General features: G+C 31.8%; 15 protein-coding genes. 7 read left to right on the forward strand and 8 right to left on the reverse strand.

The features are described from left to right. Nucleotides 1-2: 2 nt before the first annotated feature. The 6 genes from V5784_RS10660 to folE all read right to left on the reverse strand — a co-directional run bounded on the left by V5784_RS10660 (nucleotide 3) and on the right by folE (nucleotide 5,589). Entirely contained in the window at nucleotides 3-1,058 is a 1,056-nt protein-coding gene (locus tag V5784_RS10660) for a rod shape-determining protein (RefSeq protein WP_336888994.1), read from the reverse strand. A 9-nt stretch (nucleotides 1,059-1,067) separates the two neighbouring features. Next, nucleotides 1,068-1,652, reverse strand: a complete 585-nt coding sequence (locus V5784_RS10665) for a Maf family protein (protein WP_336888995.1) — start codon at nucleotides 1,650-1,652, stop codon at nucleotides 1,068-1,070. Next, the gene (locus tag V5784_RS10670; protein ID WP_336888996.1) at nucleotides 1,649-2,512 is read right to left on the reverse strand and encodes a hypothetical protein; all 864 of its coding nucleotides are present in this window, start codon (nucleotides 2,510-2,512) and stop codon (nucleotides 1,649-1,651) included. The genes V5784_RS10665 and V5784_RS10670 overlap by 4 nt, the downstream gene beginning before the upstream one ends. 143 nt (nucleotides 2,513-2,655) lie before the next feature. Next, on the reverse strand, nucleotides 2,656-4,038 hold the full coding sequence (locus tag V5784_RS10675) for a phospholipase D family protein (RefSeq protein WP_336888997.1): 1,383 nt from the start codon (nucleotides 4,036-4,038) through the stop codon (nucleotides 2,656-2,658). Beyond that, on the reverse strand, nucleotides 4,035-4,901 hold the full coding sequence (locus V5784_RS10680) for an alpha/beta fold hydrolase (RefSeq protein WP_336888998.1): 867 nt from the start codon (nucleotides 4,899-4,901) through the stop codon (nucleotides 4,035-4,037). Before V5784_RS10680 ends, V5784_RS10675 begins: the two co-directional genes overlap by 4 nt. Nucleotides 4,902-5,028: 127 nt before the next feature. Beyond that, on the reverse strand, nucleotides 5,029-5,589 hold the full coding sequence (folE, locus tag V5784_RS10685) for a GTP cyclohydrolase I FolE (RefSeq protein WP_336888999.1): 561 nt from the start codon (nucleotides 5,587-5,589) through the stop codon (nucleotides 5,029-5,031). Nucleotides 5,590-5,860: 271 nt separating this feature from the next. On the opposite strand from folE, the gene hslU reads away from it, so the two are divergent. The 7 genes from hslU to V5784_RS10720 all read left to right on the forward strand — a co-directional run bounded on the left by hslU (nucleotide 5,861) and on the right by V5784_RS10720 (nucleotide 15,376). Further along, on the forward strand, nucleotides 5,861-7,180 hold the full coding sequence (gene hslU, locus V5784_RS10690; RefSeq protein WP_336889000.1) for an ATP-dependent protease ATPase subunit HslU: 1,320 nt from the start codon (nucleotides 5,861-5,863) through the stop codon (nucleotides 7,178-7,180). Between the two features lie 124 nt (nucleotides 7,181-7,304). Further along, entirely contained in the window at nucleotides 7,305-10,817 is a 3,513-nt protein-coding gene (gene smc / locus V5784_RS10695; RefSeq protein ID WP_336889001.1) for a chromosome segregation protein SMC, read from the forward strand. A 198-nt stretch (nucleotides 10,818-11,015) separates the two neighbouring features. Further along, nucleotides 11,016-12,005 carry a tetraacyldisaccharide 4'-kinase gene (gene lpxK / locus V5784_RS10700; protein ID WP_336889002.1) on the forward strand — a complete coding sequence of 330 codons (990 nt, stop codon included), beginning with the start codon at nucleotides 11,016-11,018 and terminating at the stop codon, nucleotides 12,003-12,005. 8 nt (nucleotides 12,006-12,013) lie between these two features. Beyond that, nucleotides 12,014-12,760 (forward strand): hypothetical protein, encoded by a 747-nt coding sequence (locus V5784_RS10705; RefSeq protein WP_336889003.1) that lies wholly within the window; start codon nucleotides 12,014-12,016, stop codon nucleotides 12,758-12,760. 70 nt (nucleotides 12,761-12,830) lie between these two features. Continuing rightward, nucleotides 12,831-13,409 carry a nicotinate-nucleotide adenylyltransferase gene (gene nadD / locus V5784_RS10710; protein ID WP_336889004.1) on the forward strand — a complete coding sequence of 193 codons (579 nt, stop codon included), beginning with the start codon at nucleotides 12,831-12,833 and terminating at the stop codon, nucleotides 13,407-13,409. Nucleotides 13,410-13,474: 65 nt separating this feature from the next. Beyond that, nucleotides 13,475-13,822: a cupin domain-containing protein gene (locus tag V5784_RS10715; RefSeq protein ID WP_336889005.1), complete on the forward strand. Its 348-nt coding sequence runs from the start codon at nucleotides 13,475-13,477 to the stop codon at nucleotides 13,820-13,822. Nucleotides 13,823-14,023: 201 nt separating this feature from the next. After that, nucleotides 14,024-15,376, forward strand: a complete 1,353-nt coding sequence (locus V5784_RS10720) for an FAD-dependent oxidoreductase (RefSeq protein ID WP_336889006.1) — start codon at nucleotides 14,024-14,026, stop codon at nucleotides 15,374-15,376. Between the two features lie 78 nt (nucleotides 15,377-15,454). Here the strand turns inward: V5784_RS10720 and V5784_RS10725 are convergent, their stop codons facing one another. Together V5784_RS10725 and V5784_RS10730 are read right to left on the reverse strand one after the other, a co-directional pair. Further along, nucleotides 15,455-16,777, reverse strand: coding sequence for an amino acid permease (locus V5784_RS10725; RefSeq protein WP_336889030.1), 1,323 nt, complete (start codon nucleotides 16,775-16,777; stop codon nucleotides 15,455-15,457). A gap of 175 nt (nucleotides 16,778-16,952) precedes the next feature. Next, nucleotides 16,953-17,519, reverse strand: a complete 567-nt coding sequence (locus V5784_RS10730; RefSeq protein WP_336889007.1) for a BamA/TamA family outer membrane protein — start codon at nucleotides 17,517-17,519, stop codon at nucleotides 16,953-16,955. Nucleotides 17,520-17,521: the final 2 nt, after the last annotated feature.

Raw genomic sequence — 17,521 nt, forward strand, 5'->3', positions numbered from 1 at the left:
ATTTAATAATCTTTCTCTGGAGATATTAAAACACTCTTATATTCATCAAAATTTTGTAGTAATATCTCTATCCCATTCACTACACAATTTAATGGGTTCTCAGAGGATCTTACCTCTAGTTGGATACTTTCTGCTATTTTTTGATCTAAACCTCTAATTTCAGCTCCTCCACCGGTTAATATTACTCCCTTCCTTTTAATATCAGCTGATAGCTCAGGTGGTGTTTTTTCTAAGACTAATTTTATCTCTTCAACTATCTTTTTTATTAGAGGCATTATGGCCTCCTGCACCTCCAATGAAGATATCATAACATTTTTAGGTAATCCATTTAAAATATTTCTTCCACTTATTTCATAGGTTATTTCTTCATCTCCTGCCAAGGCAGTGGCTATATTAATTTTGATATCTTCTGCTGTTTTTTCACCTATAAGTAGATCATATCTCTGCCTTACATATTCCCCTATGGCCACATCAAATTTATCTCCTGCAATCTTCAATGAAGATGTCCTTACTATTCCTCCCAATGAAATCACGGCTATTTCTGTAGTTCCTCCACCTATGTCAACTATTAAATTTCCTTCTGGATCAAAAATATTTATTCCTACTCCAATAGCGGCCGCCATAGGTTCCTCTATTAAATAAGCTTCTCTAGCTCCAGCCTCTAATGTTACGTCTATTACAGCTCTTCTTTCTACTTGAGAAACACCTGCAGGGACACATATGACTACTCTGGGACTGCTTAGAAAACTTCTCTTATGAACTCTTTTATAAAATTCACGGAGCATCTTCTCTGTTATTTCATAATCTGCTATTACGCCATTTCTTAAGGGTCTTATGGCTTCACAACTATCAGGTGTCCTACCTATCATTTTTTTTGCTTTTTCACCCACAGCAATTATATCTTTTGTTCTTGTGTTTATAGAAACTACTGATGGTTCGTTTAATACTACACCTTTATTTTTTACACATACCAATGTATTTGCTGTCCCTAAATCTATCCCCAGGTCTTCTGAAAAAATCCCAAATATATTTTTAGTTAACTTTAATATTTTTAACATTTTATCCTCCTACAACTCTATTATGTTTTGTATTTTTATTCCGTGTTTTTTTAGATCATCTACAAATTTTGAAATTGGAAACCCCATGACATTATAAAATCCACCCTCGATCTTATCAATCAATATTCCTGCTCCTACACCCTGTATCCCATAAGATCCTGCTTTATCCATTGGTTCCCCTGTTTTTATATACCAATCTATCTCTGATTTTGATATTTTTTTAAATTCTACAATAGTTTTATCATAGCCGGAAATAAATATTGCTCTACTCTTATTAATGAGAGAGTATGCCGTTATTACTTCATGAGTTCTACCAGAAAGGTTGGTCAGTGTTGAAAATGCTTCTTGACAGTCCTTTGGTTTGCCCAAGATCTCACCATCTAAAATAACCACAGTATCTGCTGACAATACAAATTCCTCTGGGTAAGATTTTGCTACTTCTACCCCTTTTTTTATAGCTATATCTACCACTTGTTCAACCAGGTCTTCTTTATCACTTATTTCTTCTATTTCAGCAACAACTACCTTTATTTTTTTAATTCCAAAATTACTCAAAATTTCCAATCTTCTGGGAGATTTAGAAGCTAATATCATTTTTTCACCTTTTCTGTTTTAAATTCAAAATGTAACTGTCCTTCCATCATCGCCTCTATTCCATCTGTCTTGTCTTCTTTATCTATTTTTTCTTTATCTATTTTTTTATTATCTATCAGATCTATACCACTTATGTGTAGTCGTTTCCCCATAGATATTTCTTTATTTGTTTTCATCTGATTTTTTAATTCTAAAATCTTTTCTTTTCTTTGTTTTTCACTTGTTTTTTCAATTATAATTTGCTTTTCCCTCTCTATTTTTTCTCGTTTTTCTTTCTCTAAAATTTGTTTTTTTATTTGTTTTTCCTTTTTCATCAAATTTTTTATTTGTTTTCGATTTTCACAATTTTCCTTGAGATAATGTTTAAGTGTTTTCCTAACCATATTTCCTATTATCTTTCCAAATAATATAAACGAGGAGAAAAATAGTATTGTTCCTGTTACTGCTATATTAATATTAACAGGCACTAAAAAATAAAATTTATAAAGAAACATAGTGATTAACATCCCTAGGTTTTTGTATACATAGAGATAGATAAATATTTTCTTCTCTAGATTCTCTTTTTCTAAATCAGCTACATAAAGCAACAATTGAAGGTTGCTAAGACATATCAACAAAACAAAGAAAAAATTAAGCCTCATTAAAAAGACTGTTCTTTTGTTTAAATCTGATATGAAAGTGGAAAAAACACTCAATATTAAGTATGGAAGTAAAACACTTCTAAACCCTCCCAATACCTCTCCTAAACACTCATAGGTCTCACTTAAATATACTTTTCTCCCATCTGCAATATAAATATATATCAATAATACTATTAAAATAATTTTTAATAAAATATAAGGTTTCTCCTTCTTATCCAAAATGACCATCCTATCTACCCAAAAATCGAACTTTTATTGTAATTTTATCATATGAGGTAGCAAAATACAAGTTTAGAACATGCAAATATCCAGTAAATACACCAATAATATATATAATTATCCGACCCAAGTTTATTTTGAATTTAATAAGTTGAAAATCCACTTATATTTTGAATATCATATAAAAATTTATTACTTAGGTACCCTTCCTCTAATTTTTCTTTTTCTATAATATAGGTATTTTCATCATTGTTCCACAACATATCAAAATATTGTTCTATATCTACAGCCAGTTTGGAATTTAAAGGAGCTACTACCCTTATATTGGTATCCAAAGTATAATCTCGAATATTTCTCTTGGTTAAATTAGCTGAACCTCCGTTTACTACCATCTTATCAGAAGTTTTTATAACTATTAGCTTAGTATGATATTGCTCTCCTGAGGATTTATACCACTTTACTTCTATTCTGCCTTTACTTTTATCTATTAATTTTTTACCTGTTACCTTATTTGGTAAGCCTGTTTTTTTCATCCCGAAGGCCTCTTTATTTTCATCCAGTATAAGCCTTATTCTGACACCTTTTTTGGCTGCAGCAACTAGTTTTTTCATAATTGCCTTATCTCCTAAATAAAACATACCTATATAAATCTCATCCCCACTTTGGCTATTATCTATATCACGGTCCAAAACTTCTCCTATCTTTCCCTCGGTGAGTAATTGCACCTTATACTCACCTTTATTCTGAAACTCAACTACAGGCAATCCCATTTTAACTCCTGATAATTCTCCTACAGCTTTCTCCGAATCTACCATTGAATTTATTATTCCACCATCAAATTTAAAGCCTATATTGGAGTGGTATCCACTGGCACTGTGAGGATTAGCCGAAGTTATAAAGGCTTCTTTTTCTGTGACCAATACCTTTCTATGATTCCCCTTTAAATTAATTAATTTCAAATAGGATCTTATGGTTACTTTCGGTGCTTCTGGGCTGAATGGATTTGGCAGCCACCCTCCTCCGCCTGTTCCAAACCAACTGAAAAAATACCTCCAAAATGCAGAATAAAATTTATTTGCTCCATTGGTTTCTGTAAGATCTGTTAAAATAACTGTAATTCCATTTTTTTCTAACTCCTCCAGCTCATATGACTTATAAACACCATAAAAAGTATTTATCTCATCAGTTATAAAATATATCTGAATTTTTTTATCTTCCATCTTTTTCTTTATCAGAGCCTTTGTAATTCCAGAGGATACTTTTGGAAAATTAAATTCGTTGGCATTGTATAAATTATTAAACAAAAATACATCCATAACTATAAATTCTTCTGCATCCTCTATTATCTTTTTCATCTGATTAAAAATTCTATGCTCTGTATAGACAATATCGTTTTTTTTATAGGTTAAATCATAATAAAATTCCACATTATCCGTTTGATATATCGGACTCTCCATGGATATATTGGGTGGAAGGTTGCTACATCCACAGAGAACCAAAAAAAATAAAATTATAATTTTCTTCATCTTTTCACCCTCCTGTCTAACCACGTTAAAAGGTCATCATAGACCTCCCATTTGTTTATCTCATTTAACATCTCATGGCGTCCTTTTGCGTATAGTTTCAATGTAAGGTCTCTATATCCAATTTTTTTATAAAATCCATATAATTTTTTTACGCCAGACCCATAGGTTCCTACCGGGTCATCTGAACCAGAAAATATATACAGAGGAGTTTTTATATATTTTGTCTTCTCCTCTATTTTTAATGATTCTCTTAGAAGATAAAATAAGCCTTTAAAATAACTTGTATAAGGGATAAATCCACAGAGAGGATCAATCTCATACTCCTCCACACTCTCTTTATCTCTAGATAGCCATCTAAAATTTTGATCTCCTAAAAACTTTAAATTATTCCTTCCAAATAACAGTTTATTTAATATAAGATCTCTTTTATTTCCAAACAAAAGTAGTGATTTAGATAAAAAATACCCAAATTTTATTGAAACCTTAGATGGTCTTGCAGATCCCGATAGGATAATCCCATCACTCCTTACCCCTCTTTCCAGTAAAATTTGGGCCATAAAAGATCCCATACTATGCCCTAATATAAACAGAGGTCTGTTGTCTCTAATTCTTTCAATGGAGTCCACAATTTCCTCCAAAGAACCTTTGAACTCATCTTTTATTAATCCTAATTCATCTATTTTTTTTATATTATTTCCATGTCCAACATGATCTATCATGGCCACCCTGTATCCATTATTTTTTAGGTAATCAGCTATTCCTTCATATCTTTTTGAATATTCTCCCATACCATGGATTATAAATACTGTCCCCTTTATATGCATAGCTATAGAAGGTTCCCATAATTTGATTTTTTTTTCCATTCTCGGTATTCCTCCCACCTTCTATCATTAACTTAATTATATTGTAATTTTTATTTTTTTCCTATAGATATCTAGATATTAAAAAAATGAAACCTATTTCTAGATCTCATTTTTGTTTATTTTTTTCCTACATATGCTTTATCAACGACAGTGCCTCTTCCCTAGTTGCAAGGTTAGTTCTAAAAATTCCCCTTACCCCAGATGTGATTGTTTTTGATCCTGGTTTCTGTATTCCCCTCATAGTCATACACATATGCTCTGCCTCTATTACAACCAACACTCCCTTCGCACCAAGTTTACTTGTCAAAGCTTCTACTATCTCACTATTTAATTTCTCTTGAAGTTGTGGTTTTTTAGATGCCACATCTACTACTCTAGCTAATTTACTCAGCCCTGTTACTTTTCCAGCTTCTGGGATATAGGCTATGTGCACCTTCCCATAAAACGGCAATAGGTGGTGTTCACACAATGAATAAAACTGAATATCCTTCACTATCACCATATCATTATGCTTTACATGGAAAAACACTGAAATTTCATCTGACGGATCTTTATGCAATCCTCCACAAATTTCACCAAACATCCTAGCCACTCTGTCTGGAGTTTCCAGTAAGCCTTCTCTATTTATATCTTCTCCTATACCTTCTAGGATTAATTTTACACCTTTCATTATCTTTTTTTTATCCATAAAAAAATCCTCCTTCTCACTTTCGAATTATCTTTTTACAATATCCATTAAGGCTTCCATAAATAACCTTATATAATTTTTTATATCTTATCATATTTTTAGTTTAAAATCATCAAAAATAACTCCCAAGTAAATTATACCCCATAAAAAAAGTAAAACACCTATCATAAAAAACACTTCACATTTCTTCTTAATATTATGAACACCTTTCTTGTAATAGCCAGATAAATAGTATATAATATGTCGTAAACACTGTTCTGAGGAGGAAAAAATGAAGGAAAATTTAATCCCTAAAAAAATTGTAGAAGAATTAAATAAATATATAATTTCTCAAAAAGATGCAAAAAAAAATGTGGCTATTTCACTCAGAAATAGATATAGAAGGAAACAAATTTCAAATATGAAGTTAAAAAATGAAATTACTCCTAAAAACATAATTTTAATAGGACCTACAGGCGTTGGTAAAACTGAGATTGCCAGAAGATTAGCAACTATTACAGATTCCCCGTTTATCAAAGTAGAAACTACTAAATATACCGAAGTAGGCTATGTAGGAAAAGATGTAGAATCTATGATAAAGGATCTTGTTTCCATCACCTTTAATAAATTAAAATCTAAAAAGATAGAAACATTGAGAGAAAAATATAAGGAATCCACCTTCCTTAAAGTAGCTAAGCTTATAAAACCTTATGGTACGATCAATCCTGATGAAAAAGATATCTTGTTAGAAGAGATAAAATCTGGAAAATATGACGATCAGGAAATCGAGGTTGAAAAACACCAAAATTCTGATGCTCCAATGGTTGAAGTTTTTGCCACGGGAAATGAACCTGATGAAGATGGTGTAAAGGGTATTATCGATAATATTATGAGTTCTTTTCCCGTCGGAAAGAAAAAAATAGTTAAGATGAGTGTCAAAAATGCCATTGAATATCTTTTACGAACTGAGATCGAACAAAATATAGATCTGGAAGAATTAAAACCCTTAGCTGTGGAAAGCGTCGAGGAAGATGGAATAGTCTTTATAGATGAGATTGATAAGATTGCAGAAAGGGAAGGTAGTAGCAGTGAGATCTCACGTCAAGGTGTTCAAAGGGATATCCTACCAATAATTGAAGGCACCACTGTTATGACAAAATACGGTTCTGTTCGAACCGAACATATTTTATTTATTGCAGCCGGAGCTTTTACCCAGTCCAGCCCCAGTGATTTAATGCCTGAGTTACAGGGAAGATTTCCTATCAAAGTAAGGTTGAATACTTTAAGTAAAGATGATTTCGTGAAGATTTTGACCGAGATAGACTTTAACTTATTGACTCAATATAAAGAACTATTAAAGACCGATAAGGTCAACCTAAGTTTTACCCAAGGTGCCATAGATGAAATAGCAGAGATAGCTATTGATCTCAATGAAGAAATAGAAAACATAGGTGCTAGAAGGTTAGCCGGTGTTATTGAAAAGGTCTTAAACGATATAATGTTTGAAGCTCCATACGAAAAACAAACCACTATAAAGATAGGAAAAAAAGATGTTACTAAAATATTTAGTCATGATCTTGTAGAGGAAAACTTGGATAATTATATCCTATAAAATGATTAAAAATTAAGATTGAAATACTTAAACATTGGTACTCATGTGAAAAAATCGTCACAAATTATACCATAAAAATAGATTTTAATCTGTACCTTAAATTAAAAAAGAAAAGTGAGGGAATATGTATTTAAAATGTGTAGAAATAGATGGATTTAAATCCTTTGCAGATAAGATAAAACTTGATTTTGATATGGGGATAACCTCTATCGTAGGACCTAATGGAAGTGGAAAATCTAATATCCTAGATGCTATCTTGTGGGTATTAGGAGAACAATCCTATAAAAATATAAGAGCTAAAGAGAGCAGTGACGTGATATTTTCCGGTGGAAAAAATAAAAAGCCCAGAAATACTGCTGTTGTCTCCCTCTATATAGATAACGAAGATAAAAAATTAGAGATAGATGATGAAATCGTCAAAGTAACAAGAAAAATCAATAGAAAAAGTGAAAATGAATACTATATAAACGATCAGAGGTGCCGACTAAAAGATATCAATGAATTATTTTTAGATACAGGTGTAGGGAAAAGTGCCTATTCTGTCATTGGACAGGGAAAGGTTGAAAAGATAGTCAGTGCCTCTAATAAAGAGATCAAAAGTATTATCGAGGAAGCTGCAGGGATAAAAAAAATTAAACTTCGTAAGGACGAAGCTATAAAAAAACTTTCTAAAGTCGAGTTAGAAACCGACAAAATAAACCTTATTGTCAATGAATTGCAAGAGACTAAGGATAAAATTGGAAAACAAGCTGAAAAAGCTATAAAATATAAGAAGCTCGATGATGAAGTAAATATTTTAAAAAAATCTATCTATCTAAAAGAACATCAAATTAATCAAAAAATTGCAGATGAACTCTCTAAACAAAAACTCGACTCTAACCTTATCCTAAAGGAACTTGAAAAAAGTTTTATAGAAAATGAAGCTACTTTGGAAGAGATTGTTAATAAAAGAACTCTCCTCAGTGGTGACATCAATACACTGACCGATAAAAATATTGACCTAAAGAAAGATGTAGATAAATTAGTCAACTATAAAGTTTTATATGGGGAAAGGATCCAAGGATTCAACCGTGAGATCTCTAGTAAAAAAGAAACCCTAGAAAATTTAGAGGGGAAACTAAAGGATCAAATCAGTGAACTAGATCGATTAAATTCTAAAAAAGAGGTCGTTTTAGAACAACTAAAAGATCTGGAAGGAGACAACCTAAAATATGAAAAACAAATAGGCGAATTCGAAACCTTCCAAAGGGATCTAGAGATAGAGATCGGGGTACAAAAAGAACACGTTATGGATTCTGAAGTAGGCAGATTAAAATTAATTGCTGAAATAGAAAACTCTGAAAAGAGAACCAAGAGCAGCACCAATAAGATCCGTGGATTAGATGAAGAAGCTATGGAATACAGCAAACAAATTGAAAAATTAATCACTGAATTAAATCTAATAGAAACTAAACAAAAAAATATTCAAATAGAGATAAAAAAAATAGATGATACCATAGAAGATGCTGAAAAACAAATAGGCAGTCTTAGTCAAAAGATGAACCTAATCTATGATAAGAGAAAAGAGGTAACTTATAACCTCAGCAGGCAGGGTGCAAAATTAGAAAATCTAAAAAAATTAGAAGCTAACAATGAAGGGTTTTTTAAAGGGGTTAAAGCTATTTTAAATGCTAATATTGATGGAGTCTACGGAGCTTTTATCAGTCTTATTGATATCCCAGAACACCTTGAAACTGCTATAGAATCGGCTGTCAGCGGTTCATTGCAGGATATCGTTGTAAAAGACAGTGGGGTAGCTAAAAAATGTATTTCCTCCCTGAAACAATCAAATAGTGGCAGAGCTTCATTTTTAGCCTTTGATAGTATAAAAATAAGCAATTCAAAAAAGATGATATCACAAAATGGTGTCTTGGGATATGCCAGCGATTTGGTAGGCTACGATTCTATCTACAATAAACCCGTAGAATTTGTATTGGGAAATCTCTTGGTGGTTGATTCTACAGATATAGCCCTAAAAATATCCAAGGATAACCTCCATCGTGGGAATATCGTTACCCTAAGTGGAGAACTTATCTCTGGCAGGGGACGTATCACCGGTGGACAGCATATAAAATCTGCTAGTTCAATTATTTTTGAAAGAAAAAAAGATATAAAAAAACTAGATAAGGTAGTAAGTGAATTAGATAAACAGCACAGACAATTAGACGATTCATACAATATATACTCTAAAAAAATGGATGAATATGAAAAAAAATTAGAAAATATCGATGATCTCAGGGTTACCAAGGAAGACTCCTTCCGTGAAATTTCAAGAAATCATATAGATCTCACAGACAGGCATAGAAAAGAAGTTAAAAAATCAAAAATTATAGAGATGGAAAAAATTGAAGAAAAAAATTACATAAATGAATATAATAAACAACTAGAAAATGCCACTACCCAGAGGTTTGACACTGAGAAGTTCTTAAAAAAATCTAAAGATCGATTAGCAGAAAACAATAAAAAATTAATTGCTCTCAAAATAGAAATAGAATTAGTTAATAAATCCTATTCCAATATAAAAATAAATTATTTAAATAAGAAGGAACAGATTAAACAGCTTGAAAGAGAGATCCAAAGAAACAAAGGATTCCTGGATGAATTCCAAAATGAAAATAAAAAAACTGTGCTAGAAGTCGATAAACTTAACCACAATATAATCAACCTAGGTGATAGATTAAATAATATCCAAAAAGAATTTCACAATGAAAATGTGAGATATGAGAAAGAATTTTTGGAGATTAAAGAGAAGAAAAAACTCCAAGAAGAGCTAGAGATATTGGAAAAAAATGAGATTCTAGCTATTAAAAGTATTGAAAAAAACCTTATCTTAGGGGAAAACAAAATAAAAATTCTCATTGAAAAATCAGAAAAAACTATAGGTTGGGTTGCTCAAATAGAAGAAAAACTAGCTGTCTTAGTAGATATAAAAGAGACTCCTCTAGAATCGACTATTGCAGGATCAAAAGAGGTTCTCTATCGATTAGAAGCAAGACTCAAGGGGTTAGGCATAGTAAACTTATTGGCCATCGAAGAATTCACCGAACTCACAGAAAAATATGAATTTATAACATCACAAAGAGATGACCTTATTGTTAGCAAAAGATCTCTTCTAGAGCTAGTTGAAGATATTGAAAAAATTATTGAGACCAAGTTTTATAGTGCATATAAGGAGATCGATAAAAACTTTGAATATATGTGCAAGGAAGTTTTAAATAACTCCATCGGTAGATTGCAACTAGTTGACTATGAAAATATCCTTGAAAGTGGTATTGATTTAATGGTAAAATTCAAGAATAAAAAATCTCAATCTATTACTTTACTCTCTGGTGGAGAAAAATCAATGGTAGCCATTGCATTTATTATGGCTCTATTTATGTACAAACCCAGCCCGTTTACTTTCTTTGATGAGATTGAAGCAGCACTAGATGAGACCAACATAAAGAAGCTTATCAATAAATTAAAGGAATTTACTGACAGATCTCAGTTTATTTTGATTACGCACAACAAAGAAACTATGAGACGATCCGATACCCTATATGGTGTTACTATGAATAAGGAATTAGGAGAATCTAAGATAATCTCGGTAAGTGTATAGCTAAAATTCAAAGAAAAATTAAAAATTTTACAGGTAGAGATCGATAAAAATATTTTAAGTGAACTACTAAAAAGTAATAGCGGTAGTCTGGTTGAAGCTAGAAAATATGAGATTGCAGGTGCCATTACTAGGTTACGTAAAGATATATTTGAAAAATAATTGTGATAAACAAAAAAAAAAGTCGAAAAGAGGAATGACATGGAATTTTTAGCGTACCTATACCATTTAATAACAAATTTTAGAAATAGATTGTATGACAAAAAGATCTTTAAGTCTAAAAAAATAGACGATATAGAGATTTTTTGTGTAGGAAATATTACAGTAGGAGGGACAGGAAAGACTCCTACCGTACAATATCTAGTTCAAAAATTTTTAGATGAGGGGAAAAAAGTCGCCATAGTATCTAGAGGGTATAAGGGAAAAAGAAAAAATGACCCCATGATCATTAGTGATGGAAAAAATATTTTTGCAACAACAAAGGAAAGTGGTGACGAGCCTCTTTTACACGCTATAAATACAAAGGTCCCAATAATTGTAGGCCGGGATAGGTATTCTGCCTGTATGTTAGCCAAGGAACATTTTGATATAGATACAATTGTATTAGATGATGGCTATCAACATAGGAAACTAGAAAGAGACTGCAACATTGTTTTAATAGATGCTACCAACCCATTTGGTGGTGGAAGACTGCTACCTTTGGGAACACTCAGGGAAGATTTAAAACAGCTGAAGAGAGCTAATGAGTTTATCATTACTAAAGCTGACCTTGTAGATGATAGAGAGATAAAAAAGATCAAGAAATATCTGTCTAAATACAAGAAAAATATCTCAGTGGCCAAATACGGTGTGGTTTCTTTAAAAGATCTCAAGGGAGATAGAAAACCTCTTTTTTGGGTAAATAAAAAAAAGGTCTTATTATTTAGTGGATTAGCCAATCCTCTAAACTTTGAAAAAACCGTGATCTCTCTTATGCCTTCTGCAACTGATAGGATGGATTTTTTGGATCACCATAATTTTAAAGAAAGAGATTTCAAAAAAATAATGAAAAGAGCAGATGAGATGGGTGCAGACTTTATAATAACTACAGAAAAAGATATTGTAAAACTACCACAAAATTTTCATATGCCAAGAACGTATGTACTAAAAGTAGAATTAACTATGTTAGAAGATAACTTGTTTCGAAAGTAGGAGGAATAATGTTTCAAATAGACGATATAAGAGAAAAAAATATAGATAAATTTCATGAAATTTATCTTACAGGTGGAAAATTAAAATTAATTGAAGCCTTGGCAGAGGGGTTAGGTAAAAGATCATATTTTACTATCAACTGTAATGGAATGATTAAAAGAAAAACAATGAATCATGCTCTCCCACTAATAACAACTATAAATGACGATAACTATAAAGAGATAATAGAGACTCTTTTAGATGAAATGGTAGATCTAACTCAGAGAGAAAAAATAAAAAAAATAGAGAGATTATCTAAGTATTCTCTGGATTCTTTAACTAATAATTTCAATAAAATTTTGGCCAGTGGGGATAAAATATTTGGTCTTAAATATGGAAAAGAACTATTTTTAAGGGATAGACCATTATTTTTTAAGATGCTTTTTGACTACGTTTTATTGGAGGATATAGATAGTGAAAAGTCAACTATGGCTTGGACTCTGTATCAACTTATGAAAGAAATAAAAGACAATTATTTTTCAGATGAAGTATTTTATGTGGGGATCTCATATATTCTGCAAAAAAGATCTGAATTTGATGATTTTGAAAGAATAAGTTGTAGTAGTTTTACCCCTACACCTAAGGTGGAAGTAATCAAAGTATCTCAAACTATGGATTCTTTAGCCATCTCTAGTTATGGAAAGATGTTAAATGAATTTACATATAAAAAAGAAGAGATCTACACAGAGATCCTAAAAGAAAAATGTGAAAACTAATCATCCGTGGTGCCAATAACTAAGAAGAAAAAAATTATAAGGCTCAACAACAGAAAAAGGGTGTTGATATATGGATAATAATAATATAAAAAAAATAGGTATTTTTGGTGGAAGTTTTAATCCTATTCATAGGGGACATATAGAGATGGCAAATTTCGCCATAGAAAAACTCAATTTAGATCGATTATATCTTGTTCCTGTAGGAACTCCTTCTCATAGATCTGACACAAATTTTGCCAGTGGCAGTGACAGGATGGCTATGGTGAAATTGGCTTGTTCAAACAATAAAAAGCTCTACCACTGTAATTACGAGATCACATCTGAAAAGGTATCCTATACCTATGATACCCTCCTGAAAATCGCGGAGAATCACCCTGACAGCCTTATATACGAAATTATCGGAGAAGATTCCGCAGAGCATCTAACTAGCTGGGAAAATTACAGGGAGATGATTGATCTCTGTGAATTTGTTTTTTTCAAAAGAAAGGGTTATTGCTCCACTACCAATGGCCTTCTGACCATTGAAGCACCACTATTTAATATCAGCTCTACCCTAGTCAGGGCAAAGGTAAAGAACAAGGAATCATTAGAAAATTATATAACTCAAGAAGTAGAAGAATATATAAGAGAGCATAACTTGTATAGATAATAAGTTTTTTTCTAAAAATATTTTGGTGTTCCTACGGGAGACCGCAAAGGGAAGGGTGAATGTATATGATAATCAAAGAATGTGACACAAAAAAAGGAACCAATGAAAAACCTCGTGGTGGACATGGTCTTATCCATGGAATGCAATACCTTGTAGGAGATGAAATAACTAATAAGATAAAGATAGTTATGGCAAACGACCTTGAGATAGGAGCTATGATAGGAGAGCACACTCACACAGATGATGAGGAGTTTTACTATATCATATCAGGTCAAGGTAGTGTTATTGATGATGGTATGGTAAAAAAAGTCAGTGCTGGAGATCTCATTTACACAGGATCTGGACACTCCCATTCATTGGAAAATATAGGGGATACCAAATTAAAATTTTTAGCTATCATAGTTGAAAAGTAAGGAACGCATTAAAAATATCTATAACTTTCTAAAGAATAAAAAAAGAGAGTGACTCAAGTAGAAAATCTACTTATGAGTTGCTTTTTTTTTTAGAAAAAATAAAATAAATAATTGACATACAGTATATTCAATGCTATATTAATCACACAATACATTTGTACTTATTATAAATTTATATTCTAACCAAAAGGAGCACATACCATGAAAAAAGAAAAAGTAATAGTGATTGGAACAAATCATGCAGGAACTCATTCTATCCTTGAGATTGCTAATAAATATAAAGATACCCATGAGGTAGTTACATATGATAAAAATGATAATATATCGTTTTTAGGATGTGGAATGGCACTGTGGATTGGTGGAGTAATTGATTCTGGGGATGAATTATTCTATGCTACTCCTGAGTCACTACGTGAAGCTGGAGCCGAAGTTCACATGAAACATAATTTTAAAAATGTAGATTTTGATAAAAAAATCATAGAGGTAGAAGACCTAGAAAATGGAAAGATGAAAACAGAAACCTACGATAAACTTATCTTTGCAATTGGATCATGGCCTATCTTACCTCCTTTACCAGGACATGATTTAGAAAATATTATATATGCTAAAATTTTCCAAAATGCACAGGCTGCAATTGAAAAGATAAAAGATCCATCTATTAATAAAGTTACTGTTGTAGGAGCAGGGTATATAGGAATCGAATTAGTAGAAGCTTTCAAAGCAAATGGAAAGGAAGTTACTTTAATTAACGATATGGATGTATTAAATAGATATTATGATCCTAGCTTCCAAGAGATGATGAAAGCCAACTTAGAAAAAAATGGAATCATCATGCAATTAGGAGAAACTGTTACTGAATTTACAGGAGATGGAAAAGTAAGTAAGGTTATAACAACTAAGGGAGAGTATGATACTGATCTAGTGCTTATGTCAATTGGATTCAAACCTAATACAGGAATCTTAGTGGACACAGGTATCGAATTAACACCTAGAGGAGCTATCCTTACTAACAATAGAATGGAGACGAGTATTAAAGACGTCTACGCTATAGGAGATTGTTCTACTGTATACAACAATGCTTCAGAACAGTTTGAAAATATTGCTCTTGCAACAAATGCAGTAAGAACAGGAATTGTTGCAGGTCACAATGTTTGTGGTACACCACTTGAAATGCAAGGGGTACAAGGATCTAATGCAATCCATATCTTTGGATTAACACTATGTTCTACAGGATTAACTGAATGTGTAGCAAAAAGTTTAGGAATGAATGTTGAAACAGTTGAATTTACAGACTTAATTAAATCTGCTTTCATGCCAGAAAATGATGATATCACAGTGAAAGTAGTTTGGGAAAAAGAGACTAAGAGAATTGTAGGAGCACAGATGGCATCCACTTCAGATATTACATTAGCACTACATTTCTTTAGTTTAGCTATCCAAGAAAGATATACTATTGATAAGTTAGCACTTACAGATACATTTTTCCTACCGCATTTTAACCAGCCACATAACTTCATTACAAAAGCTGGATTGTTAGCCTTAGGTAAATTATAAAAAGTAACGTGACATTAAAAACAAAAAGCTCCTAATTTTAGATTAGGAGCTTTTTGTATATTCAATTTTTTTATCTATTTACTTATTTTTTTTATAAAATGGAATCCCTAATAAAACTATGATTATAGAATATAACATATAGTACGGTCGATTTACCGTAGCACTTATTGTGATTCCTATCCCTCCAATTGCTGCTAATATTGGAATAATTGGATATAATGGAACCTTATATGGTCTCACTAAATTAGGTTCTTTCTTTCTCAGTATGATCAATCCTATGAACAAGAATGAATAAAAAGTCCATATAATTGCTACTGGGATGTCAGCGAATACATCAATATTCATTCCGGTTACAAATGGTGCCAATAGATACAATCCACTTATTACCATTATTAAAAAACCAGATTTTAATGGTGTATCAAATTTTTTACTTACTTCTGAAAAATGATTTTTCATAGGGAAATGTCCCTCAATTGCCAAGGTATAAGAAAATCTTATGGCTGCCAATGTCAATCCATTTAATGTTCCATATGCCGATATGACTATTCCACCAAATATAGCTTTAGTTGCAATTGGTCCAAATAAAAGATTAGCTGCTCCTACTGTTCCTTGCTCTGCCAGTAAATTAGCCGGTAAAGTTTTAAGTAAAGCAACATTTAATCCTACATATAAAATTATTATCAGACCTAATCCAAAAATAATTGCCTTAGGTAAATTTTTCGTTGGATTTTTTATTTCTCCACCTATACTGCAAGCTAGCATCCAACCATCATAAGCAAACATCACTGGTACTAATGCTGCAAATACTAAACTCATGCTAAATGGTGCACCTATTCCTTGTACCACATTAAATGGTGTTGGATTTGTTCCGTTTAACAAACCAAAAACAAGTAATCCTACAAGTGGAATTATTTTCACTGCTGTTATTAAAGTCTGCAGCCTACCACCAGATTTTGCCATAAATAGATTGATCGCAAATACCGATAAAAATGCAGGGACAGATATCATTGCTATATTTATAGGACTGCTTTCTATTTCTAAAAATATAGTTGCAAAGAACCCAGTATAATATGCCAATACCGCCACTAACCCTGGCAAATATAAAACTACATGCATCCATCCAGTCATAAATCCTGCAAAATCTCCATAAATTCTTCTAATATAAGCTACTAATCCACCTGTTTCCGGGATAGCTGCTCCTAATTCTGCTGCTGTTAGACCTGCTAAAATAGTAATAGCTCCACCTAGCACCCACGCTAATATCGCCACTTTCGGGTTCAGACTAGATGCTTTTAATATAGCTTCTGCCTTAAAGAATATTCCTATTCCTACCACTATTCCAATTACCATTGCCGTTGCCACAGATAGACCATATTTTGGTTCTAATTGATTTTTTTTCATTTCCTTCACTAATACCACACTCCCTAATTTCATACTTCTGTTTTTTATATCTTAATCTTTTTACGTCTAATTCCTACTCTACTTCTCTAATACAATTTCTACATTTTAGACATAAAAAACTTTAATTATTCTATCATGAATTTAAAGATCCGTCAATCTTCATGTTTTTAGACTCTTAAAATTCGTAACCTAGAAATAATGATAAGAGTATCCCGCCTACATCTGCATCGTTAGAAATTACAATTTCTAAAGGACCAACTAAGCTATCCCATCCCAGACCAATTCCTACTCCATGTTTAAAATCTTTTCCTACCTCACTATCTTCAGTTGTTATAAAATTTGTAGGAGTATTATATGTAACAGCATTGTATTTCATGTTGATATATATACTTGCATTTAGCTTATATCTTATATTGATTCCTGCCATATAAAATTCTTCAGCGTATTTTCTCATGGCATTCATTCCATAGAAAGAAAATTGATTTGTTTTCAAATCATTTCTTAGTCCACCTATTTTAAAGTACTCACTTTCTGGTATTTCTGATCCATCCATATTCCCACCAGAGATAAATAACTCGAGATTAAACTTTTTTTTAATTGGAATATGCTGATGCATATCAAATAAGAGACCGTTAAATTCAACACTTTCGTTGCCTTCAATATCTCCACCTGTAAATAAACTCAGAGTATTTTTTACACCTTTATTTGAAAAATGCGACTTATCCCTACTGTCTGATCCCACAA

The organism is Psychrilyobacter sp., from assembly GCF_037132775.1.
Lineage (GTDB): Bacteria > Fusobacteriota > Fusobacteriia > Fusobacteriales > Fusobacteriaceae > Psychrilyobacter.

Bases quoted from the DNA above. Each gene is read 5' to 3' on its own strand.
- V5784_RS10660 (WP_336888994.1), bottom strand. From the start codon at position 1,058: ATGTTAAAAATATTAAAGTTAACTAAAAATATATTTGGGATTTTTTCA.
- nadD (WP_336889004.1), top strand. From the start codon at position 12,831: ATGGATAATAATAATATAAAAAAAATAGGTATTTTTGGTGGAAGTTTT.
- V5784_RS10705 (WP_336889003.1), top strand. From the start codon at position 12,014: ATGTTTCAAATAGACGATATAAGAGAAAAAAATATAGATAAATTTCAT.
- smc (WP_336889001.1), top strand. From the start codon at position 7,305: ATGTATTTAAAATGTGTAGAAATAGATGGATTTAAATCCTTTGCAGAT.
- lpxK (WP_336889002.1), top strand. From the start codon at position 11,016: ATGGAATTTTTAGCGTACCTATACCATTTAATAACAAATTTTAGAAAT.
- V5784_RS10715 (WP_336889005.1), top strand. From the start codon at position 13,475: ATGATAATCAAAGAATGTGACACAAAAAAAGGAACCAATGAAAAACCT.
- V5784_RS10680 (WP_336888998.1), bottom strand. From the start codon at position 4,901: ATGGAAAAAAAAATCAAATTATGGGAACCTTCTATAGCTATGCATATA.
- V5784_RS10720 (WP_336889006.1), top strand. From the start codon at position 14,024: ATGAAAAAAGAAAAAGTAATAGTGATTGGAACAAATCATGCAGGAACT.
- V5784_RS10665 (WP_336888995.1), bottom strand. From the start codon at position 1,652: ATGATATTAGCTTCTAAATCTCCCAGAAGATTGGAAATTTTGAGTAAT.
- V5784_RS10675 (WP_336888997.1), bottom strand. From the start codon at position 4,038: ATGAAGAAAATTATAATTTTATTTTTTTTGGTTCTCTGTGGATGTAGC.
- V5784_RS10725 (WP_336889030.1), bottom strand. From the start codon at position 16,777: ATGAAAAAAAATCAATTAGAACCAAAATATGGTCTATCTGTGGCAACG.
- folE (WP_336888999.1), bottom strand. From the start codon at position 5,589: ATGGATAAAAAAAAGATAATGAAAGGTGTAAAATTAATCCTAGAAGGT.
- hslU (WP_336889000.1), top strand. From the start codon at position 5,861: ATGAAGGAAAATTTAATCCCTAAAAAAATTGTAGAAGAATTAAATAAA.